11 protein-coding genes are annotated in these 23,459 nt (G+C 65.9%); 7 read left to right on the forward strand and 4 right to left on the reverse strand.

What is annotated here, in order from left to right; genetic code table 11:
• Positions 1 to 11,816: non-ribosomal peptide synthetase (locus FS665_RS08815; RefSeq protein WP_145186446.1), on the reverse strand; the 11,816-nt coding region annotated here is incomplete at its 3' end.
• 1,267 nt (positions 11,817 to 13,083) lie between these two features.
• On the opposite strand from FS665_RS08815, the gene FS665_RS08820 reads away from it, so the two are divergent.
• The 4 genes from FS665_RS08820 to FS665_RS08835 are packed head-to-tail and all read left to right on the forward strand — an operon-like array spanning position 13,084 to position 18,208.
• Complete coding sequence (locus FS665_RS08820; protein WP_145186449.1) at positions 13,084 to 13,539, forward strand: (2Fe-2S)-binding protein; 456 nt, start codon at positions 13,084 to 13,086, stop codon at positions 13,537 to 13,539.
• Positions 13,539 to 15,788: a molybdopterin cofactor-binding domain-containing protein gene (locus tag FS665_RS08825; RefSeq protein WP_145186452.1), complete on the forward strand. Its 2,250-nt coding sequence runs from the start codon at positions 13,539 to 13,541 to the stop codon at positions 15,786 to 15,788. Before FS665_RS08820 ends, FS665_RS08825 begins: the two co-directional genes overlap by 1 nt.
• Before the next feature lie 18 nt (positions 15,789 to 15,806).
• Complete coding sequence (locus tag FS665_RS08830) at positions 15,807 to 17,153, forward strand: cytochrome c (RefSeq protein WP_145186455.1); 1,347 nt, start codon at positions 15,807 to 15,809, stop codon at positions 17,151 to 17,153.
• A 41-nt stretch (positions 17,154 to 17,194) separates the two neighbouring features.
• Positions 17,195 to 18,208, forward strand: coding sequence for an XdhC family protein (locus FS665_RS08835; protein WP_145186458.1), 1,014 nt, complete (start codon positions 17,195 to 17,197; stop codon positions 18,206 to 18,208).
• Positions 18,209 to 18,217: 9 nt separating this feature from the next.
• On the opposite strand, the gene FS665_RS08840 is transcribed toward FS665_RS08835, so the two are convergent.
• Positions 18,218 to 19,027 (reverse strand): ABC transporter substrate-binding protein, encoded by an 810-nt coding sequence (locus FS665_RS08840; protein WP_145186461.1) that lies wholly within the window; start codon positions 19,025 to 19,027, stop codon positions 18,218 to 18,220.
• A 178-nt stretch (positions 19,028 to 19,205) separates the two neighbouring features.
• Complete coding sequence (locus tag FS665_RS08845) at positions 19,206 to 19,526, reverse strand: hypothetical protein (RefSeq protein WP_145186463.1); 321 nt, start codon at positions 19,524 to 19,526, stop codon at positions 19,206 to 19,208.
• A 182-nt stretch (positions 19,527 to 19,708) separates the two neighbouring features.
• Between FS665_RS08845 and FS665_RS08850 the strand changes: the two genes are divergently transcribed.
• The 3 genes from FS665_RS08850 (at position 19,709) to FS665_RS08860 (ending at position 22,616) form a co-directional block, all read left to right on the forward strand.
• The gene (locus tag FS665_RS08850; RefSeq protein ID WP_145186466.1) at positions 19,709 to 21,226 is read left to right on the forward strand and encodes an MDR family MFS transporter; all 1,518 of its coding nucleotides are present in this window, start codon (positions 19,709 to 19,711) and stop codon (positions 21,224 to 21,226) included.
• Positions 21,227 to 21,354: 128 nt separating this feature from the next.
• Positions 21,355 to 22,056: a DUF3053 domain-containing protein gene (locus FS665_RS08855; protein ID WP_145186469.1), complete on the forward strand. Its 702-nt coding sequence runs from the start codon at positions 21,355 to 21,357 to the stop codon at positions 22,054 to 22,056.
• A 173-nt stretch (positions 22,057 to 22,229) separates the two neighbouring features.
• Positions 22,230 to 22,616: a hypothetical protein gene (locus FS665_RS08860; RefSeq protein ID WP_145186474.1), complete on the forward strand. Its 387-nt coding sequence runs from the start codon at positions 22,230 to 22,232 to the stop codon at positions 22,614 to 22,616.
• 18 nt (positions 22,617 to 22,634) lie between these two features.
• On the opposite strand, the gene FS665_RS08865 is transcribed toward FS665_RS08860, so the two are convergent.
• Positions 22,635 to 23,399, reverse strand: coding sequence for a hypothetical protein (locus FS665_RS08865; protein ID WP_145186477.1), 765 nt, complete (start codon positions 23,397 to 23,399; stop codon positions 22,635 to 22,637).
• Positions 23,400 to 23,459 lie beyond the last annotated feature (60 nt).

A 23,459-nucleotide genomic window follows, 5' to 3' on the forward strand; every position in this document is an offset into this window, starting at 1 on the left:
ACGAAGTGCAGCGTGGTGATGGCTTCGTGCTCGATGACTTGACGCAGGTACTCGGGGTCGCGGTGGCCGCCAGGACGCGCCATGACCAGGCGCGCGCCGGTTTGCAGGGGCCAGAGGAATTCCCAGACCGAGACATCGAAGCTGAATGGGGTCTTTTGCAGGACCCCGTCAGTGCTGTTCAAGCCGTAGGCGTCCTGCATCCACAGCAGGCGGTTGACCACGCCGGCGTGCTCGTTCATGACGCCTTTGGGCAGGCCCGTGGAGCCGGAGGTGTAGATCACGTAGGCCAGGTGGCTCGGGGTCAGGCCGGCGACCAGAGGGTTGACCGACGGGTGATCCGCCCAGTCAAACTGATCCAGATCGATCACCTGCCCCGCGTCCGGCACGTGCCGAGTTGGCGCATGCACCAGCACCGCCACAGGCGCGCTGTCACTGAGCATGTGACGCACGCGTTCGGCCGGATAATCCGGATCGACTGGCACATAGGCGCCGCCGGCCTTGAGGATCGCCAGCAGCCCCACCACCATCGACAGCCCGCGCTCGACGCAGATCGCCACACGGTCATCGGGTTTGACTCCCAGGCCGATCAGGTAATGCGCCAGGCGGTTGGCCTGTTCATTGAGCTGCCGGTAGCTCAGCTCGCCTTCATCGGCACGGACCGCCAGCGCATCCGGCGTACGCGCGACCTGGGCCTCGATCAGCCCGTGCAGGGTCTGATCGAGGGTGTAATCGACAGCAGTAGCATTAAACTCGACCACCACTTGCTGCCGCTCTGCGGCCTGCAACACGGGTATGCGCTGCACCGGCAACTGCGGTTCATGCTCGAGCGCCTCGACCATGGCCGCGAGCACCTGCTGCATCTGCCCACAGATCCGCGCTGCGCCAACCTCGGCAGGGGTCATGGCGACCAGGCGGAAGCCTTCGCCCAGGTCATCCACGTTGAGGCTCAGCGGGTAATTGGTCCGCTCCTGGCCATCGAGCACTTCGATCCCTTGCCAGGCCTTGCGCTGCTCGGCATCTGCGAGAGCGCCGTGACGGTAGTTGAGCATCGCGCTGAACAGCGGCAGTGGCGCGGCCACGCTGCTGCAACGTTGCGCCAGGGCCAGCGAAGCGTGCTCGTGGGCCAGCAGCGCACTGAGGCGTTGGTGCGTGGCATGGGCGGCTTCGCGCAGGCTGACAGCACCCAGATCGACCCGCAGTGGCAGGGTATTGATGAACATGCCCAACGCCCGCTCGGCACCCTCGCCGCCTTGCAGGCGGCCGAGCAGCACGGTGCCGAACACCACGCGATCCTGACCACTGGCAGCGCCGAGCAAACGCGCCCAGGCCAGGTGGAACAAGCTGGCGACGCTGATACCCAAGACGCGAGCGTGGCGCCGCAACGCGGCGGCCAGCGGCGTCGGCAAGGTCAGCTTGACCTCCTGCATGGCCCGGCCGTCACCCTGGACGTCGTTCAACCCGAAGGGCAAGGTCGGCGTATCGATCTCCGCCAGTTGCGCGTGGAAGAAGGCCTCGTGTTCGGCCTGGCTGATGCCCAGTCGCGCCTGTGCTACGTAATTACGGTACGGTACAGGTCGGGCAACGGGTGCTGGTAGACCGTGCAGCAGCGCTTGCAATTCTTCGCCGATCACCTCCAAAGCCGTGTGATCGAGCACGATGTGGTGGAACTGCAAGGTTGCATCGATGCCCTCCTCGCCTTGGCGGTAAAACAGCTGTAACAACGGCGCCTGGTCGAGCCGCAGGGTTGGCAAGTCGCCCTGCTCCCTACCGCCCAGGACACCCGCCACACGCCGCAGCACCACCTGTACCGGTTGCGCCAAGCCGTCCCACAACACGGCGGTGCGCAGCACGTCATGACGGGCGATCACCTGATCCAGCGCTCCGGCGAAGGCGTGCAGGCGCTCGACGCTATCGAAGCGCAGCCGCGAGTACAGCACGTAGGGATCGTGCTCGGCGGCGCTGAGGTGGTGATAGAGAATGCCCTCCTGCAGCGGCGCCAGCGGATAGATGTCCTGCACGTTGGCCGCGCCGCCCGGCACGCTGGCCACGATACGGTCGATGCTGGCCTGGTCGAGCTCGATCAGGCTGAGCAGGTCCGGGGTGATGTGCTCGCAGCCTGCTGGAATGCGGTTTTCCGGCACTGCCACCTGCTGGGCCTGGCCCAGGGTTGCCGCCAAGGCGGCAATGGTGGGCTGGCCGAACAGGGTGCGCACATCCACTTGCAGGCCTTGCTGACGCAAGCGCGCGGTCAGCGTGACCGCCAGCAGCGAATGGCCGCCCAGCTCGAAGAAGTTGTCGTGCCGCCCCACCTGCTCGACTCCCAGCAGCTGCGCCCAGAGCTGCGCAAGCAGCTGCTCGGTGGCACCTTGCGGCGCCTCGAACGGACGCTGCAGCAAGGCCGCGTCCGGCGCTGGCAAGGCATTGCGATCGAGCTTGCCGTTAGGGGTCAGGGGCAGCTGCTCAAGGTGGATGTACTGCGCCGGCACCATGTAGTCCGGCAGATCACCGAGCAGCACGTGGCGCAGCTGCTCGGCCGGCACCGGCTCGCCGCTGTGGTAAGCCACCAGGCGCGGCCCGGCGACGCCGTCGTCGAACGCCAGCACCAGCGCCTCGCGCACGCCAGGGATGCGCAGCAGGCAGGCTTCGATTTCGCCTGGTTCGATGCGCAGGCCACGGATTTTCACTTGGTGATCGTTGCGCCCGAGGAACTCCAGAGCACCATCGGCGCGTTGGCGCACCAGGTCGCCACTGCGGTACAGGCGCTCGCCTGGCAACCAAGGGTCGTCAATGAAGCGCTCGGCCTGCTGCTCGGCCAGGCCCAGGTAGCCACGGGTAACGCCGGCACCGCCGATATGCAACTGCCCGGCCACGCCCCACGGCACCAGTTGATCGCGGCTGTCGAGGACATACAGGCGGGTATTGTCGATGCCATGCCCGATCGGCAAGCTGCCGCGCGGTAGCGCTGCGCCGGGGTGCAGGGTCCAGACACTGCAATCGACCGTGGTTTCGGTGGGCCCATAGACGTTGTGCAGGCGCACCGCGGGTAGCCGCTCACGCACCTGCGCCGCCAAGGCGGCGGTCAATTCGCCGCCGCCACAGACGATGTCGCTAAGGCTGCTGCACGCGGCGCTCTGTGGCTGTTCGAGGAACTGCTGAAGCAATGCCGGTACGAACTGCACCACATTCACTTGCTGTTGCTCGATCAACTGCACCAGGTACTGCGCATCGCGCTGGTCATCCGGGCGGGCCAGGACCAGGCGCAGGCCGCTGCACAGCGGCCAGAACAACTCCCACACCGACGCATCGAAGCTGACTGGGGTCTTGTGCAGCACGCTGCCGGCATCTGCGCACAGGCGTTGGCTCCAGCGCACCAGGTTGACCACGTTGCGGTGCTCGACCATCACGCCCTTGGGCACGCCGGTGGAACCTGAGGTGTAGATCACGTAGGCCAGGTGCTGCGCGCTCAAGCCGGGTACGTGCGGATCGCTGACGGGGTTGTCGCTCCAGCTGGGCAGATCGAGGTCGACCAGCAGCGCATGCGCTGCCACGCCGCGGGTCGCACTGTGGACCAGCAGCGCCCGCGGCGCGCTGTCCTCGAGCATGTGCACCAGGCGCTGCGGCGGATAGCTCGGATCCAGCGGCACATAGGCGCCGCCGGCCTTGAGGATGGCCAGCAGGCCGACCACCAGCGCCATGCTGCGCTCGACGCAGATCGCCACGCGATCGTCCGGTTGTACGCCCAGGGCGAGCAGGTGATAAGCCAGGCGGTTGGCCTGTTCGTTGAGCTCGCGATAACTGAGTTCGCCGTCTTCGCCGACCAGTGCGATGGCCTCGGGGGTGAGCCTGGCCTGGGCCTCGAACAGGTGCTGCAACGGCTGCTGCCGCTCGCCGCCGCGAGCGCTCGAGCGGGCCTGCTGCAACAGCTGCGCACGCTCGCTTGCAGCCAGTACCGGCAGCTGCTGCACCGGCAACTGCGGCTGTTGCTGCAGGGCATCGAGCAGCCCACCGAGTACCTGCAGCAATTGCTCGCAGACGCGCTGGGCACCGATCGCCGCGCTGACCTGGGCGGTCAGGCGCATGCCGTCGCCCAGGTCATCGACGTCGACGCTCAGCGGGTAGTTGCCGTGCCCGCCACTGGGCAGCGCTTCGATGCCCTCGAGCGCCTCGCGCTGCACGAGTTGTTCATCGGCACTGGCGCCGTGGCGGTAGTTGAGCATGGCACTGAACAACGGCGTCGGCGCGGCCACGCCGCTGCAGCGCTGGGCCAGCGCCAGCGAGGCGTGTTCGTGCACCAGCAGCGCACCCAAGTGCTCATGGGCCAGGCGCACGCCATCACGCACGCCCAGGCCGTCGAGATCAAGGCGCAGCGGCAAGGTGTTGATGAACATGCCAAGGCCACGGTCGGCGCCGGCACCGCCTTGGAGTCGGCCAAGCAGCACGGTGCCGAACACGACCGAGTCCTGGCCACTGGTGGCCGCCAGCAGGCGGGCCCAGGCCAGGTGCAGCAGGCTCGCCGCGCTGACCCCGGCCTGCTGGGCCTGTTGGCGCAGACGCTGATACTGGGCGCTTGGCACCTGCACGGTAACCCGCTCGAAATCGCCGGCCTGGCCCTGCAGGTCGCTCAGGCCGTAAGGCAGCGTCGGCTCATCGATATCGCCCAGCTCGGCGCGGAAGAACGCTTCATGCTCGGCTTCGCTGATGGCCAGGCGGGCCTGGGCCACGTAGTTGCGGTAAGGCACCGCCGGCTGGCTGGGCACCTGGCCACGCAGGTGATCACGAATTTCGCCGAGCACGACCTTCATCGCCGTGTGGTCGAGCACGATGTGGTGGAACTGCAAGGTCGCCTCGATCGCACGGTCGCCGCCTGCGTGCAACAGACGGATTAGCGGCGCCTGGTCCAGCGCCAGCGGCGGTGCGCCCGCCGCAGCACCCTGGGCCGTGTGCAGCAGGACGGGGCCTGGCACCTGGCGCCAGACCACTTGCAGCGGTTGCGCCAGGCCGTCCCAGAGCACCGCCGTGCGCAGCACGTCGTGGCGTTCTATCACCTGTTGCAGGGCAGCGGCGAACGCTTGCAGGCGCGCAAGGCTGTCGAACACCACGCGCCACTGCAGCAGGTACGGATCGCCGTCGGGCGCGCTCAGGTGGTGATAGAGGATACCTTCCTGCAGCGGCGCCAGTGGGTAGATGTCCTGCACGTTGGCGGCGCCGCCGGGCACGCTGGCGACAATCCGCTCGATGCTGGCCTGATCCAGTTCGATCAGTGGCAGCATGTCCGGGGTGATCTGCGTGCAGCCAGCATCGATGCGATTGGCCGGCACCTCGACCTGCCGATCGTGGTCGATGGCAGCTGCCAGCGCCGCCACGCTCGGCTGGCTGAACAGCACCCGCACATCGGTGCCCAAGCCCTGTTGGCGCAGGCGCTCGATCAGGGTCACGGCCAGCAGTGAATGGCCGCCCAGCTCGAAGAAATCATCGTCCCGCCCTACTCGCTCCAGGCCCAGCACCTCGGCCCAGATGGCCGCCATGCGGATTTCACGCTCACCCTGCGGTTCGGCGTGAACCTGTGCCTGCAGCGCGGGCTCGGGCAAGGCGCGCCGGTCGAGTTTGCCGTGGCTGGTCAGCGGCCAGTGCGTCAGGGGTATCAGCGCCTGCGGCAGCATGTGCGCCGGCAGGCTGGCCTGCAAGGCCTCGCGCAGGGCGTCGAGATCGACCGGCGCATTAAAGGTGAACCAGGCCAGCAAGCGCTCGGCGCGCACCAGCACCAGGGCCTGCTCGACGCCCGGCTGAGCGACGATGGCTGCTTCGATCTCGCCCAGCTCGACGCGCATGCCGCGGATCTTCACCTGGTCATCATTGCGGCCCAGGTAGTCGAGGGTGCCGTCGGCATTCCAGCGCACCAGGTCGCCGCTGCGGTACATGCGCGCACCGGGCAGGCGGCTGAACGGGTCGGCGAGGAAGCGCTCCTCGGTCAATTGCGCACGGTTGAAATAGCCGCGGGCGACCTGACTGCCGCCGATGTACAGCTCGCCCGGCACGCCCACCGGCACCGGCTGGCGGCGCCCATCGAGCACATACGCGCGGGTGTTGGCGATCGGCTGGCCAATGTGCAGGTCGGCTCCGGGCAGCAGCGTGCCGGACGTGGCGACCACGGTGGTTTCGGTCGGCCCGTAGTTGTTCACCACGGCGAATCCGGGGTCGCGCTGGAACGCGCGCAGGCGGTCGCCGCCAACCAGCAGGGTGCGCAAGGTCGGGTGCTGGCGCTCGCGGCGCAGCGCCAGCTCGGCGACCGGAGTGGGCAGGAAACTGACTTTCAGCGGCTGCAACAGCCACCAGTCGAGCAGCGCTTCGACGTGCTCGTTGCCGATGTGCGCCGGTGGCAGGTGCAAGGTCGCCCCGGCGCACAAGGCCGGCCAGACCTCCCAGGCCATGGCATCGAAACCGAATCCGGCGACGCTGGAGGTGCGCTCGCCGGCGCCCAGGGCAAACGCCTGGCAGTGCCAGTGCACCAGGTTGGCCAAGGTGTGATGCTCGATCATCACGCCCTTGGGTTGGCCGGTGGAGCCGGAGGTATAGACCACGTAGGCCAGGTGCTGGGCGTCCAGGCCCGGCACCTGTGGGTTGCTGGCGTCGGCGTGCCAGCTGCCGGCCTGGTCCAGGTCCAGGCGTGCAAGCCCGGCGGGCAGGCCGTCGATGCTCGAATCGCTGAGCACCAGCGTCGGTGCGCTGTCGGCCAGCAGGTAGGCGATGCGCTCCTGGGGGTAGGTCGGGTCCACCGGCACGTAGGCCGCGCCGGTCTTGAGCACGGCCAGCAAGCCGATCAGCCGCTCGATGCTGCGCGGCAAGCACAGGGCGACCCGCTCGCCGCCACGCACGCCGTGTTCGATCAGGCGCTGGGCCAGGCGATTGGCCCGCAGGTTGAGTTCGGCGTAGCTTAGCGCGCGCTCACCCTGGCAGATCGCGGTGGTGTCGGGTGTACGCGCCGCCTGGGCCTCGACCATGGCATGCACGGTCTGCCCCTGCGGGTAAACCTGGGCGGTGGCATTGAAGTCGCCGAGCACGTGGTGGCGGGTACGTTCGTCGATGATCGACAAGCTGTCGACGCTGGCGTCCTGCCCAGGCTCGAGGGCGTGCAACAGCTGCGCGACGGCATTGGCCATCCACTGGGCCACACGGGTCGCCCCGATGCCGTGCAGCGCCAGCACGTTGAAGCTGAAGCCCTCACCCAGGTCGTTGACGCTCAGGGTCAGGGGGTAGTTGCTGCGCTCCTCGCCGCCAAGCAGACGCACGCCTGCCCAGATGCCCTCGCCCTCGCGCGGAGCATCGGCGGCGCTGTGACGGTAATTGAGCAAGGCACTGAACAACGGCAACGACGGCGCAACGCCGCTGCAGCGCTGGGCCAGGGCCAACGGCGCATGCTCGTGCCCCAGCAGCGCAGACAGGCTGCGATGGGTCGCGCGCAGCGCTGCGTGGGCGCTTGCGCTGGTGTCGATGCGCAACGGCAAGGTATTGATAAACATGCCCAGCGCGCGATCGGCGCCTTCGCCGCCTTGCAGGCGACCCATCAGCACGGTGCCGAACACCACATCCTGGCGGTTGGCCAATACCCCCAGCACCCGCGCCCAGGCCAGGTGCATCAGGCTTGCAGCGCTGACCCCCAGATGCCGCGCGTGGCTGCGCAGGCGCAGGCTCAGTGCGTCGTCCAGTGCCAGCGTGGCGCTTTCGACGTCGCGACCATCGCCCTGCACATCGGCAAAGCCCAGTGGCAGCGTGGGTTCCTCGACATCGGCGAGCATCTCGCGGAAGAAGGTTTCCTGGGCAGCCGGGTCGGCCAGCCGCGCCTGGGCCACGTAGTTGCGATACGGCACGGCGGCCGGCAACTGCTCGCCCTGGCCGAATAGCAATGCGCGCATCTCGCGGGCAATCACATCCATCGCCGTGTGGTCGAGGGTCAGGTGATGGAACAGCAGGATCGCCACCACCTGATGGTGGTCAGGGTCAAGGCTGTAGTAGAGCCGCGTGAGCGGCGCCTGGCCAAGGTCGAGGCGGTGATGGCGGGCATCGAAGCGGGCGTGCAATTGTTCGATGCGCGCTGGCTCCGTCGTGTCGAGCAGGTCGTCGATTTCGGTCACGGCGAGCGCGGCGCTGCGCCATACCACCTGTACCGGTTGCGCCAGGCCCTGCCACAGCACCGAGGTGCGCAGAATATCGTGGCGGTCGATGACCTGCTGCAACGCGCCGGCCCAGGCCAGCAGGCGTTCGACACTGTCGAATGCCAGGCGTGTCTGCAGCAGGTAGGGGTCGCCCTGCGCGGCGCTCAGGTGGTGATAAAGAATGCCTTCCTGCAGCGGCGCCAGGGGGTAGATTTCCTGCACATTGGCCGCGCCTCCGGGCACCGTGGCGACGATGGCGTCGAGACTGGCCTGATCGAGCTGCACCAGGCTGAGCATGTCCGGGGTGATGCGCGCCGCGCCTGCAGGGACGCGGTTGGCCGGGACGTGCGCCTGGGTACCTTGGCCGCTGACGCTGGCCAGTGCAGCAATGGTCGGCTGCGCGAACAGCACGCGAACATCGATCACCAGCCCGGCTTTGCGCAAGCGTTCGACCAAGGTCACGGCCAGCAAGGAATGGCCACCGAGTTCGAAGAAATTGTCTTGCCGCCCTACCCGTGCAACGCCCAGCACCTCGGCCCAGATCGCCGCCATGGCCGCTTCGGTCTGACCTTGCGGCGCCTCGTAGGCCTGCCCTGGCAACGCTGCAGCGTCAGGCATCGGCAAGGCGCGGCGGTCGAGCTTGCCATGACTGGTCAGCGGCAATGCCTCCAGGCGCAGCAACGCCCAGGGCAGCATATGCGCCGGCAGCCTGGCCTGCAGGGCCTGGCGCAATTGCTCGGGGTCGAGCGGTGCGCTTTCGGTGTACCAGGCCAGCAGACGCTGGTCGTGCACCAGCACGACGGCGTCGGCGATACCCGGCTGGGCGGCCAGAGCGGCCTCGATTTCACCCAATTCCACGCGCACGCCTCGGATCTTCACTTGATCGTCGTTGCGACCCAGGTAGTCGAGGCTGCCGTCGCCGTTCCAGCGCACCAGGTCGCCACTGCGGTACATGCGTCCGCCAGGATTGAAGGGGTCGTCCAGGAAGCGTTCGGCACTCAGCTCGGGGCGGTTGAAATAGCCCCGCGCGACTTGCACGCCGCCGATGTACAGCTCACCTTCGACACCGACTGGCACCGGTTGCAGGCCCTGGTCCAGGACATACACGCGGGTGTTGGCGATCGGCTGGCCGATGTGCAGCTCACCGCCGGGCACCAGTGTGCCGGAGGTCGCCACCACAGTGGTTTCGGTCGGCCCATAGTTGTTGACCACGGCGAAGCCTGGGTCGCGATCGAACTGGCGCAGGCGATCGCCGCCGATCAGCAAGGTGCGCAAGGTCGGGTGCTGACGGTCGCGGCGCAGCGCCTGCTCGGCGACCGGGGTGGGCAGGAAGCTGACCTGCAACGGCTGCGCCAGCCACCAGTCGAGCAGTTCGTCGATGTGCTCGTTGCCGATGCTGGCCGGCGGCAGGTGCAACGTGGCACCGGCACACAGGGTCGGCCAGACTTCCCAGGCCATGGCGTCGAACCCGAAGCCGGCGACACTGGCGCCATGGGACCCGGCTTGCACGGCGAACGCCTGGCAGTGCCAGTGCACCAGGTTGGCCAGGGTTCGATGCTCGATCATCACGCCCTTGGGCTGGCCGGTGGAGCCTGAGGTGTAGACCAGGTAGGCCAAGTGCTGCGCATCGATGCGCGGCAATTCGGGGTTGCTGTCGTTGGCGGCGAAGCTGGCGGCTTGATCGAGGTCCAGGCGTGGTAGCGATGGCAGGTTGTCAGTGGCGGAATGAGCGAGCACCAGCGCCGGTTGGCTGTCGGCAAGCAGGTAGGCAATGCGCTCGGCTGGGTAGGACGGGTCGACCGGCACGTAGGCAGCCCCGGCCTTGAGCACCGCCAGCAAGGCCACTAGCCGCTCAGGCTCGCGGGGCAGGCACAGGGCCACGCGGTCGCCAACCTGCACCCCTTGCTCTATCAGGCGATGGGCAAGCTGGTTGGCGCGCTGGTTGAGTTGCGCATAGCTGAGCGAATGCTCGCCCTGCACCAAGGCCAGCGCATGCGGCGCGCGGGCCGCCTGGGCTTCAACCAACGCGTGTATGGTTTGCCCTTGCGGGTAGGCTTCAGTGGTGAGGTTGAACGCTTCAAGCACCTGCTCGCGCTCGGCGGGCGGCAATACGGGCAAGCCCTGCAAGGGTGCGTCAGGGTCACGCTCAAGCGCCTCGGCCAGGCTCGCCAGCACCTGCTCGAACTGTGCGCACAGCCGTTCGGCGCCCCACTGCGGCAGGGTTTGCACGGTCAGGCGCAGGTCCTCGCCCAGGTCATCGACGCTGATGGTCAGCGGGTAGTCGGTGCGCTCTTCGGCGCCGACGATGTCGATGCCGGGTGCTACCGGAATGATCTGCTGGGCATCGCCGGCGTCGCTGTGGCGGTAGTTGAGCATGCTATTGAACAGCGGCGCCGGTGCGGCGACCGCGCTGCAGCGCTGGGCCAAGGCGAGCGATGCCTGTTCGTGACCGAGCAAGGCGCTCAGGCGTTTATGCGTGGCCAGCAGCCCTTGGCGCACGCTGTGCTGGCCGAGGTCGATGCGCAGCGGCAGGGTGTTGATGAACATGCCCAGGGCCTGCTCGCTGCCATCGCCGGTGGTCATGCGTCCGAGCAGCACGCTGCCGAACACCACGGTCTGGCGCGCCGACAGTTGCCCGACCAGGCGGGCAAAACCCAGATGCAGCACGCTGGCCGGGCTCACGCCGAGCTGGCGCGCCAGGTAGCGCAGGCGCAGGCTGAGGCTCGCGGGTAAGGTCATACGGGCCTGCTGCAAAGGGGTGTCGCCAGCGCTTTGCACACCGAAGGCCAGGGTCGGCGCCTCGATATCGCCGAGCATGTCGCGGAAGAAGCGCTCGTGAGCCTGCTCGTCGAGGGCCTGGCGGGCGGCGGCCAGGATGTTACGAAATGGCATCGGTGCCGGCAGTTGCGCGGCCTGGCCTGCCAGGTGCGCTTGAATCTCGCGGCGGACGATGTCGAGGGCGGTGTGGTCCATGATGACGTGGTGGAACATGAGCAAGGCGAGCCACTGCCCGTCTTCGCCTGGGGTGTGCATGAGCCGCATCAGCGGTGCTTGCTGCAGGTCGAAGCGGTAGTGCCGGGGATCGAAGCGCGTGCACAGTTCGGCCAGCGGATCGTCGCCGTGGGTGTCGAGGGCCTCGCGCACCAGGGTCGCTTCGCGCCAGACGACTTGCACGGGTTCGTCCAGGTATTGCCAGTGCAAGGCGGTGCGCAGGATGTCGTGGCGCTGGATCACCCACTGCAGGGACTGGGCAAAGGCTTCGAGGTGGTCTTTGCTGGCGAAGCGCAGTTGCACCTGTGCCAGATAGGGGTCGCCGGCGTCGGCGGCCAGGTGCTGGTAGAGCATGCCTTGCTGCAGGGGGGCCAGTGGGTAGATGTCCTGCACATTGGCGGCGCCGCCTGGGACGGTGGCGACGATACGGTCGATGGCTTGCTGGTCGAGGCTGACCAGCGGCAGCATGTCGGGGGTAATGCGCAGGGCGGGGCTTTGCCAGTCGTCATTGCGTTCGGCGAGCATCTCCAGCAAGGCCGGCTTGTGCCGGGACAGCGCCTCCCACAGGGTGTCATCCAGGGTTTCGTCGCTGCCCTGGACGATCAGGTCCTGGTCTTCGCGCTGGAGTCGGATTGCATGGGTGGAGAGAGCAGCCATCAGTTCGCTGAAGAGCATCGGTAAGCATCCTGCTTTGCCTGGAAAAGGATCGCCGACACGCTAAAGGATCGTGACTTGATGGTCTGACATGGGAAGCAGGGACAATCCGAGTCGCGATGCGACCCATAGCCAACACCAATCCCCTGCCCAACCCGCACTGCTCTTGCTATTGCAGTTGCTCTGCCCTGCTCTTGCTGTTGCTCTGCTGCTGCAGTTGCTTTGCCCTGCTGTTGCTCTGCTGTTGCAGTTGCTTTGCCCTGCTCTTGCTCTGCTGTTGCTCTGCTGTTGCTTCAAATGCGCGGTAGTTCAGCCAACGCGGATTGCGACCTCAGGAGGCCGAGCGTAGGCGTCTGGAGGGCCCAGGGTGCGTAGCACCCCCGACGGCGTAGCCGGAGGACGCGAGCTGTACGACTTGCGTAGCAAGTTGTGGCCGCGCAGGGCCCGCAAGACGCCGAAGCGAGGGGACCCCGGAGCGCAGCGCAGGGGCCGTATGTGGGAGCGCAGCGTTTTTTGGTTACTTTTTGTCGCGTTTGACAAAAAGTGACTCGCCGTAAGGGCGAAAAGGTGAGTAAGCGCCACCATCGCCAATGAATGCGCGTGCGCTATGAAAGCGCTCACTACGTAGCGTTACTGTCAGGCTTCAAGTTTCAGGTTCCAGATTGCAGATTTCAGATTTCAGATTTCAGATTTCAAGTTTCAAGTTTCAAGCTAGAAGCTAGAAGCTAGAAGCTAGAAGCCGTGATGGTTTTGAACACTGCAACAGTATTCATTGACGATGGCGACGCACACTCACCTTTTCGCCCTTACGGCGAGTCACTTTTTGTCAAACGCGACAAAAAGTAACCAAAAAACGCTGGGCTCCTACATACGGCCCCTGCGCTGCGCTCCGGGGTCCCCTCACTCCGGCACCTTGCGGGCCCTGCGCGGCCACAACTTGCTTCGCAAGTCGTACAGCTCGCGTCCTCCGGCTACGCCGTCGGGGGTGCTACGCACCCTGGGCCCTCCAGGCGCCTACGTTCGGCCTCCTGAAGTCGCAATTTGCGTTGCCTGAACTACCGCGCGCTTAGAAGCAACAGCAACAGCAACAGCAACCGCTGCGCTGCGCTGCGCTGCGTGCATGCACGGTGTCGCTTGCGTATTTCAACGAATTACTTGCCTGATCCTCCGAACCCGCACGCTGCCATAAACCCATGATCGTACCCCTGTGCTAGCGTTCCACAATCGGGGAACAACGCATTCCCTACCTCCATAAAAACGCCCCCAACCGTTGATCAGCAGGTGAGTCATGGAACTTCGTATCAACCAGCAGACCTATCAGGTCGATGCCGACGCCGACACCCCCTTGTTGTGGGTACTGCGTGACGACCTGGGCATGACCGGCACCAAGTACGGCTGCGGCCTGGCCCAATGCGGCGCCTGCTCGGTGCTGGTCGACGGCAACGTCGTACGCGCCTGCGTCATCCCCGTCGCCGGCGTGGTCGGTCGCGAAGTCACCACCATCGAAGCCGTCGAAGCCGACCCCGTCGGCAAACGCGTGGTCGCCGCCTGGGTCGAACACCAGGTCGCCCAATGCGGCTATTGCCAGTCCGGCCAGGTGATGGCCGCCACCGCCCTGCTCAAGCATGCACCAAAGCCCACCGACGCGCAGATCAGCGCCGCCATGGTCAACCTCTGCCGCTGCGGCACCTACAACGCCATCCATGCCGCCGTCCACGCCCTCGCCCAAGAGGAGCAGGCCTGATGAACACGCCCCGCGATCTGCCCCCGGAACTGCTCAAGCTGCAACACGGCGAAACCGTCAACCTGTCGCGCCGACGCTTTCTCGCAGGCTCGGCCGTCGGCGCCCTGGTGCTCGGTTTCGGCCTGCCGCTGGGCTCGGCGCGCGTGCAAGCAGCGGCGCCTGCCGCCGCTGAACGCGGTACGCAAGTCCCGGCCTTTCTGGAAATCCGCCCAGACGGCAAAGTGCGCCTGCTCAGCCCCTTCATGGAAGGCGGACAAGGCCCCTTCACCGCCATGGCGCAGATCGTCGGTGAGGAACTCGACGTCGACCCGGCCAACTTCCTGGTCGACAGCGCACCGCCGGGCGATACCTATGTAGTGATGGAAAACGGCATGCGCATCACCGGCGGCAGCATGTCGGTGCGCATGAGCTACCCGACCATGCGCCGCCTCGGCGCGCTGGCCAGAGCGATGCTGATACAGGCCGGCGCTGAACAGCTCAAGGTCCCGATGGGCGAGCTGAGCACCGAACCAGGCAAGGTCATCCACGCAGCCTCCGGACGCTCGCTGAGCTACGGCGAACTGGCCAGCCGGGCCATGGACCTGCCGGTGCCAGACCCTTCCAGCATCGCCCTGCGCGACCCCAGTCAATTTCGCTGGATCGGCAAACCCGTGCCGCGTCTGGACGCCTACGACAAGTCCACCGGCAAAGCCCAGTACTGCATCGATATCAAGCTTGACGGCATGCTTCACGCAGCCGTGCAGCATGCGCCGCGCTTGGGCATGACCGTCGGCGGCCTGCGCAACGAAGCAGAGGTCAAGGCCATGAAAGGCGTGCACTCGGTGCACTCACTGCCCGGTGCCGTGGCGGTGGTCGCCGAGCGCTGGTGGCATGCCAAGCGCGCGGTCGAGGCCATCCAGGTGGATTGGCAAGAACCACCCGCCGATACCCCGCTGCGCGTGATGCCAGCCGATTTCTCCAGCGATGGCTGGCGCGAGCACCTGGCCAGCGTCGATGGCCCGGCCCGCGACGAAGAGAACCAGGGCGACGTCGCCGGAGCATTGGCCAAGGCCACGACCCAGGTCGAAGCCAGCTACCACAACCAGTACCTCAACCACGCGCAACTCGAACCGCCCTCTGCCCTGGCCCGCTTCAACGCCGACGGCACCCTGGACGTCTGGCTGCCCAATCAGGCACCGGACATGTTCCGCGACGACATTGCCAAGCGCACCGGCCTTGAGGCTGCGCAGATCAACCTGCACTCACCGCTGCTCGGCGGCTTCTTCGGTCGCCACTTCCTTTATGACTCGGCCAACCCCTACCCCCAGGCCATTGCCCTGGCCAAGGCTGTGGGTCGCCCAGTCAAGCTGATCTGGAGCCGTGAAGAGGAGTTTCTGCGCGACGTGCTGCGGCCGCTGGCGGTGGTCAAGTTCCGCGCCGGGCTCGATGCCGATGGCCTGCCAGTGGCCATCGAGGCGATCAGCGCCACCGAAGGGCCGACCGAGGCACTGGCCGGCAAGCAAGGCGACAAGGTCGACCCGACGGCGCTCGAGGGGCTGTCGGGCAAGTCCTACGCAATCGCCAACAAGCGCATCGCCCAGATCTACGTCAAAGGTCCGGCCATGCTCGGCTACTGGCGCTCGGTGGGCAATTCGCTGAACGACTTCTTCTACGAGTCGTTTCTCGATGAACTGGCCGACAAGGGCGGCAAGGATCCGTACGAACTGCGCCTGCACCTGCTGCGCGACAACCGGCGTCTGACCACGCTGCTGCAGGCGGTTGCCGAATTGTCGGGTGGCTGGAAGCGTGGACCGTTCACCGCCGAAGACGGCAGCAAACGCGCCCGAGGCATCGCCATGGCGTCGCCGTTCGGCTCGGAGGCGGCAGCGATCGCCGAGGTGTCGATCGAAAACGGCCAAGTCAGGGTGCACGACATCTGGCAGGCCATCGACCCTGGCAGCATCGTCAATCCGGCGATCATCGAGCACCAGGTCAACGGCGCGGTCGCGTTGGGCCTCTCGCAGACGTTGGTCGAGGAGGCGGTGTACGTGGACGGCAAACCACGGGCGCGCAACTACGACCTGTATCCCATCCTGCCCCCCGCGCTGATGGCCAGGGTGCATGTGCGCATCGTCCAGAGTGGGGCGAAGATGGGCGGCATTGGTGAGCCGCCGTTGCCGGCCGTGGCCCCCGCCGTCGCCAATGCGGTCGCCCAGCTCACCGGCCAGCGCGTACGCAGCTTGCCGCTGAGCCGCCATACCTTCAGCTGACCGGACCAGGACCGCCCCATGACCCACAGTCGTTTCAAGAGAACCGCTGCCTGGCTGGTACTGCCCTGCCTGGCGGCCGCTGGGCTGCTGGCCTGGTATGTGACCCGCGAGCCTGCTTCACCGTTCGCCGGCGACAGCAGTGCCAGCTTCGATGCTGCGTTGATCAGCCGCGGCGAGTATGTCGCACGCCTGAGCGATTGCGTGGCCTGCCACAGCCTGCCCGAGCACAAGCCCTTTGCCGGTGGGCTGGAGATGGCTACTCCACTGGGTGCCATCCACGCCACCAACATCACCCCGGACCGCAAAACCGGCATCGGCAACTACAGCTTGGCTGACTTCGACCGCGCCGTACGCGAGGGTGTCGCACCCGGTGGTCGCCGCCTGTACCCGGCAATGCCCTACCCGTCCTACGCCAAACTCAGCGACGACGATGTCAAGGCACTGTATGCCTTCTTCATGAAAAGCGTGCAGCCCGCCCGCCAGGCAAATATCCCCAATGACATACCGTGGCCGTTGAACATGCGCTGGCCCATCGCCGTGTGGAACGGCCTGTTCGCCGCCGATGCCCCCTACGCGGCCAAGGCCGAACAGGATGCGCTGTGGAATCGCGGTGCCTACCTCGTCCAGGGCCCTGGTCACTGCGGCAGTTGCCATACACCGCGAGGCCTGGCGTTCAATGAGAAAGCCCTGGATGAGAACGGCAAGCCGTACCTGGCCGGGGCGCTGCTCGATGGCTGGTACGCACCGAGCCTGCGCGATGATCCCAACACCGGGCTCGGGCGCTGGAGCGAAGCGGACATCGTGCAGTTTCTCAAGACTGGGCGTAACCAGCACGCGGTGGTCTACGGCTCGATGACCGAGGCATTCAACAACTCGACGCAGTTCATGAGCGATGAAGACTTGCGCGCCATCGCCCGCTACCTCAAGTCGCTGCCCGGTGACCCGCAGCGCGATGGCGCGCCGTGGCAGTACCAGGCCGTCTCCGCCGCCACCCGCCTGGACCAGCCTGGCGCGCACACCTATGTCACTCGCTGTGCGACGTGCCATGGCCTGGACGGCAAGGGTCAGGCCGAGTGGATGCCGCCGTTGGCCGGTGCCACCTCAGCGCTGGCCAAAGAGGACGCCTCCGCGATCAACATCACCCTCAACGGCTCGCAACGCATCGTCGCCGGCGGCGTGCCGGATGCCTATCGCATGCCCGCGTTCCGCCAGCAGTTGTCAGATCAGGAGATCGCCCAGGTGCTGAGCTTTGTCCGCAGCACCTGGGGTAACCAGGCCAGCGCGGTGGACGCCGAGGCGGTCTCGAAGCTGCGCGAACGAACCGACCCCGCCAGCAGCAGTCCGATCATCTTGCACATGCGCTAGCCGCGCCGCTAACGATTGAATCAGCACGCTGAAGAGGCTTCATGGAAAGTATTGACCTGTTGGTATTGCGCACCGCCCGAGATTGGCTGCGCGCGGGCGACGACGTGCTGTTGGCCACGGTGGCCCGCACTTGGGGCTCGTCGCCGCGCCCGGTGGGGTCGATGATGGCCTTGCGTGGCGATGGCCGAGTGATCGGCAGCGTCTCTGGTGGTTGCATCGAGGATGACCTGATCCACCGCTACACCACAGCCTATCAAGGCGCGGGCATGCCCAACGGTGCGCCGCAGGTGGTGCGCTACGGCGTCAGCGCCGATGAAGCGCAGCGTTTTGGCCTGCCCTGCGGCGGCACCTTGGAGTTGATTCTGGAGTTCAATCCGGACCTTGCCAGCTTCGAGCGTCTGCTGCCGCTGCTCGACAGCGGCAACTTGGTGCGCCGGCAGGTGGACGTCAATGATGGCCGGGTCGAACTGAGCGCCACGCGCGCGCCAGAGCAGTTCAGCTTCGATGGCCGGCACATGCTCAATACCCTGGGGCCGGGATTTCGCATGCTGCTGATCGGCGCTGGGGTACTGGCCGAGTACCTGGCCACCATGGCGTTGTTCAATGGATTCAAGGTGGCCGTCTGCGACCCGCGCCCGGAATACATGGACGGTTGGAACGTTGCCGGGGTCGAGAAGATCATCGGCATGCCCGATGACGTGGTACGCAGTTTCGCCCCGGATGTGCGCAGCTGCATCGTCGGCTTGAGCCACGATCCCAAACTGGACGACCTGGCGCTGCTCGAAGCCCTGCTAAGCCCGGCCTTCTACATCGGCGTGATCGGCTCACGACGCAACAATCAGCTGCGCCGCGAGCGCCTGATCGAGCACTTTGGCGAAACCCAGGCGTCACTGCAGCGTCTGCATGGACCGATCGGCATCTACATCGGCAGCAAGACCCCTGCAGAGATTGCGGTCAGTGTGATGGCCGAGATTCTCGCGGTGAAGAATGATGTGGCGCTGCCCGGTGCCGTGCGGGTCAGCGAAGCCAAACGAGCACTCGAAACCGACGAATGACGCCGCGACTCAGGGGGCGGCTTCGGCCTGCTGGCGCCAACGTTCCAGGTGCTGCTCGACCAGTCGCTCAGGCATGGGCCCTGCTGCCAGTTCTTTCATCTTGCGCGCCAGCTGCTCGCGAAGCTCAGGGGTGTTGCAGGGAGACTCGCGCGACATCGCAAGGTAGAGCCCCTCGCTGGCGACTGCAGGTTCGAGCACCTGCAATTGTGCTTGCCAGCCTTGGGTGCGCACCAGCGCCATGCCCGGGTATTGCTCGTAGATCAGGTAGTCATTGCGTTTGAGCAGCAGCTTCTCGAACGCCTGGCGAGCGCCCGGCACGGCTTCGAGTTGAAGATTGGCCTTGGCGTAGTCGTCGAACTGCTGCCCATGGCTGTTGCTCACCAGCGTCCCGCCGCGGCGCCCCTTTAGGTCGGCCCACTCGCGATAGGCAAACGCATCGTGCTGGCGTACCCAGACCACGCTGTTCACATGCAGGAAGGCCGGTTGGATGAAGTCCATCTGCGCCTGGCGCTGTTGCGTCTGGAAGTACCCGGCCATCAGGTCGATTCGACCGCTGCGTACCTCTTCCTGCGCCCGCGACCATGGCCCGCCGTACAGCACCTCGACCTGCAAGCCAAGCACCTTGCCCACCCGTTTGAGCAACTCGGCGTTGGCGCCAATCAGGTGCTGCGGGTCTTGCGGGTCGCGCCACAGATAAGGAGGATATTCCGGATTACCGGTCGCTGTCAGCCGGGTACAGGGCGGTTGCGCCAGAGCAAGCAACGGCAGCATCAACACCGCGATCAGCGACGAACACTCGCAAGCTCGATACCGGATCATCTGAACCCCTCGCTGGCCGTGGCGTGTGGCGGCCAGGACGGGGGGCGGGGGTTGCCACGGGTTGGGCCGCGGGCGACCTGCCAGTGGCGCGCTGTTCACAGTTTGGCTGAGGATCGGCCAGACGCCAGGGTGCCCCGATGCATGGACTTGAACATGACCTGGGGCGCGTGGCGCAGGTTTATCTGCACATACGCTTGATCGCGCGCTCGGCGGCGGCCTGGAAAACCCGGCGCAGCGCTTCGAGCTGATCTTGAGTAAGCGCCTTGGCGCAGGTCAGGCCTTGCAGAAAACCAATACCCCAGCCTTTGGTTTCGGCCAGCTCCTGGCGATCGAGGGCATCGGCGATATCACCAAGGTGCAGTGCCGCAGGGTGTTCGTAACGGTCTTCCAGCGCCAGTTTGCGCAGCTCTTCCAGGGCGACCTTGAATTCGGCAGCGGCAACATCGTCCAGGCCCAGGTGCTCGTACTGCAGCAGGCTCAGACGGTCGGTGGCGGTCATCTTGGAATCTCCGTTTCACAGCAGTTTCAGAAATGCACCGAATGGGCCAAAACGCATCCGGGCGTAGGGCATTGGTGCTGGCGATATAGAACGTGTATATCACACCTGAGGTCTCTATCCCTAGTCTCCTGCGCTATCGGCCAGGCCCACTCGAACGCCTTCCCCAGCCTTCAGGTACTTGAATGCCGCAAATACCCCCTGAAACGACTGCCCCGGCCACGGCCGATACACCCACGCCAGCTTCGCTGCCTCTGCTGTTGGCCGCGCTGATGCTGGTGATGTTCCTCGCGGCCCTGGATCAGACCATCGTCTCCACGGCGCTACCGACCATCGTCAGCGACCTGGGTGGCCTGCGCTGGCTGTCGTGGGTGGTCACGGCCTACCTGCTGGCCTCCACGGTGGTGGTGCCGTTGTATGGCAAGTTCGGCGACCTGTACGGACGCAAGCGCGTGTTGCAGATCGCCATCGGCTTGTTTCTGCTCGGCTCGGCCTTGTGCGGCCTGGCCCAGAACATGACTCAGCTGATCATCTTCCGTGCCCTGCAGGGCTTGGGCGGTGGCGGCCTGATGGTGGTAGCGATGGCGGCCATCGGTGATGTCATAACACCAGCTGAGCGCGGCCGTTACCAAGGCCTGTTCGGCGGCGTGTTCGGCCTGGCCACGGTAGTCGGTCCGCTGGTCGGCGGCTTTCTGGTCGAACAGTTGTCATGGCACTGGATCTTCTTCATCAACCTGCCATTGGGCGCGGTGGCCGTGGCGGTGATTGGCAGCGTGTTTCAAACCCAGGTAGCGCCGGTCAAACATCAGATCGACTACATCGGCGTTGTCTTTCTCACCATCGCCCTCGGTGCGCTGGTGCTGTTGACCAGCCTGGGTGGCAGCCAAGTGCCGTGGGCGTCGCTGGATGTGCTGTGCCTGGTGCTGTTTACGGTGATCGGGCTGGTCGGCTTTGTCCATGAACAGCGCCGCGCGGCCGAGCCGATCCTGCCGCTGCACCTGTTCAGGCATCGCACCTTCGTGCTCGCCGGGCTGATCGGCCTGATCGTCGGCATGTCGCTGTTCGGGTCGGTGACGTTCCTGCCGCTGTACATGCAGGTGGTGAAAGACGCCTCGCCGACCAGTGCAGGCCTGCAGATGCTGCCCTTGATGGGCGGCCTGCTGGTGGTGTCGGCCATCACCGGGCGGCTGATCAGCCGCTGGGGGCGGTACCGGATCTTCCCGATCGCCGGCACCTTGTTGCAGGTGGTGGCGCTGGGTTTGCTCAGTCGCCTGCAGGTGGACACGCCGATGTGGCAGATGAACCTGTACATGGGGCTGCTGGGCGCGGGCCTCGGGCTGGTGATGCAGGTCCTGATCCTGGCGGTGCAGAACAGTGTCGAACGTCGCCACATGGGCGTGGCGACTTCCGGGGCCACGCTGTTTCGCTCGATTGGCGGCGCCGTCGGCGTGTCGGTGTTCGGCGCGCTGTTCTCGCATACGCTGCTGGCGGGCTTGCCTGCGGACTTCGCCGCCCGTGGCGCCGGCTCGGGGGGCTTGTCACCGAGCGCGGTGCATGCCCTGGAGGCGCCGCTGCAAGAAGCCTATCTGCAGGCGTTTTCCGGGGCGATGCAGGGTGTGTTCATGCTGGCCGCAGCGATCACCGCCGTGGCTTTTGCCCTGGCCTGGCTGCTACGCGAGGTGCCGCTACAGGCTGCTCGTTAAGTGACGCAGGCAGTCAGCGTCGGCCGCGCAGACGCTTGGCTTGGGTGCGAGCAGAGGCTATTCTTGCTCGCCGCGCCAGGCGGATCTTCTGCCCGGCGCCTGCCTACCACACAGGAAGAAGCACTGACATGAACGTCTCGATTCGTCCCCACTGGCTGCTTGCCCTAGCCCTGCCCCTGGCGCTGATCGCCTGTGGCGACAATGAACCGAAGCAGCGCGCCGCTTTCAGCGAGTTCCTCCAGACCCGCATCATCGACAAGCCGGGCATCCACGTGCCCAAGCTGAACAACGAGCAGTCCGAGGCATTTGGTCCGTACACCGAGCATTACGCGGTGATCACCGATTTCAACGGCGCCATGGACAACGCCGTGAAGCCCTTGGGCAACCTGCTGCAAAAAGGCGCCGTGCGCTCGCTGGGCGACATCACGGCGCGCCGTGACGATCTCAAGGCGGTGCAGGCCGGCCTCAACGACATGGGCAGCCAGTTGCAAGAGCAGAAGGCCAAGGCCGATAGCGCCCACGCCGCGCTGAAGCAGCCAGAGGACCTGAAGGCGGTGTATGACAAAGCCTATGAGCGCACCGTCACCGCCCCGGCCGATACCTTCCTGCAGGTGCTGCCGCAAATCAACGGCACCCTCGACAGCAGCCTGAACGTGGCCGACTACGTCGAAGCGCACAAAGCCCAGATCGAGATCAACGGTGCCATCGTCAAGGTCAACGACCCGCAGGTCCAGGCCGAGCTGAACACCATGCTGCAAGACCTGACCAACCAGGCCAAGACGGTGCAACAGGCGCAGACTCAGCTGCGCACGGTGATGCTCGGACGTTGAGCAAGCGCTGCCCCCGGCGTGGCGAATCTGCCTGCCATGGACGCTTAAGGTCCTGAGCGGATAGAACTTTTCCCCAATAACTTGTCTATCTGGGCATGCTCTAACGAGCGCTGGCGCCGCCGCAGCAGGCCGCGCCAGCGCAGTCCGATGACAACCTGGGGTTGCCTACGCACATGAAACATACCTTGATCAAACTGCTCGCTGCAGGCCTTGCCTGTGTGGCCCTCGGCCAGGCCAACGCGACGCCTATGCGCGCTATCCCGGCAGATCTGCCCAGCGCCCACACAGCTCAGGCGCCAGGCCACGCAGCAGCCAACCCCTGGCCGGCGCTGGCCAGCAACCGCGCTATCCAGGCTACCCCGCTGCTGGCCCACAACGACCGCTACTGGCATGACGGCCGCTGGCACTACCACAGCGATGATCGGCGCCGCGAACAATGGCGCCGCGCCCAGTGGCATCGCGAGCAGGCGCGTCGCGAAGCAGAACGGCGCCGTGACTGGGAACGCCATCACTCGCGGGCACATCGTCACGACGGCGATCACCGCCACTACCGTCGGTAAATCACCCAGCGCCGCCGCTCAGCGGCGCTGCAGCAGCTTGGCCACAGCGAAAGTGGCCACTACTGCCAGCACCACGGCAGCGGCGATGGCTGGCACGGTGCCCCATGGCACGATGGTCATGTTGATCGCCAGATAGAAACCCAGCACACCGATGGCGCCGATAGCATTACCGCGCACGATCGCCCCCAGCTCGTCATGGCCGCCCTGGACGTGGGCGAACACTGCCAACGGCCAGGCAATGATTGGAATCGGCGCCAGCAAGCCGCTGAGCACCGGCCCCAGCCACTGGGCGCAGGCGGTGATGACCAGCAGCAGCGCCGTCGCCGTCAACATGCGCATCGGGATGACCCAGCGCGGCAGGCTCACGACTTTGCTTTCGCCGCTGTGCGATGGCTTGGTGGTGACAGCGATGATGACGCTCAGCAACAACAGCGTCAGCGCCACCGAAACACTCACCTTGCCCACATGACTGATCAGCACAGCGCTGAGCGCATAGACCAGCAGCGCCGCGATGCTGCCGATGAGCGCTCCTGATCGCTTTGTCATCTGATAATAGAAAAGGTAGGTCGCCTGTACCGCAGCCAGGCCCGCCAAGGCCCCAGGTACGGCTTGCAAGGCAAAGCCAGGCCCCTGTTCGAGGCTCAGGAACAGCATTACCAGCGCGGACGTGACCGGCAGCCCTGACAGCAAGCCACCGATGTGCGTCCCCCAGCGCTTGGCCGCCAGCGAAATGGCCAGCATCAAGGTCGGGGTGATCAAGAACTTGAGGTAGAAAACAGTCATTGGCGTGGGCAATCGCTAGAAATGGCGCTGGTGGATAAAAGAACCGAAGCATCGGCGTGT

It is taken from the genome of Pseudomonas sp. URMO17WK12:I11, assembly GCF_007677725.1.
Classification (GTDB): Bacteria; Pseudomonadota; Gammaproteobacteria; order Pseudomonadales; family Pseudomonadaceae; genus Aquipseudomonas.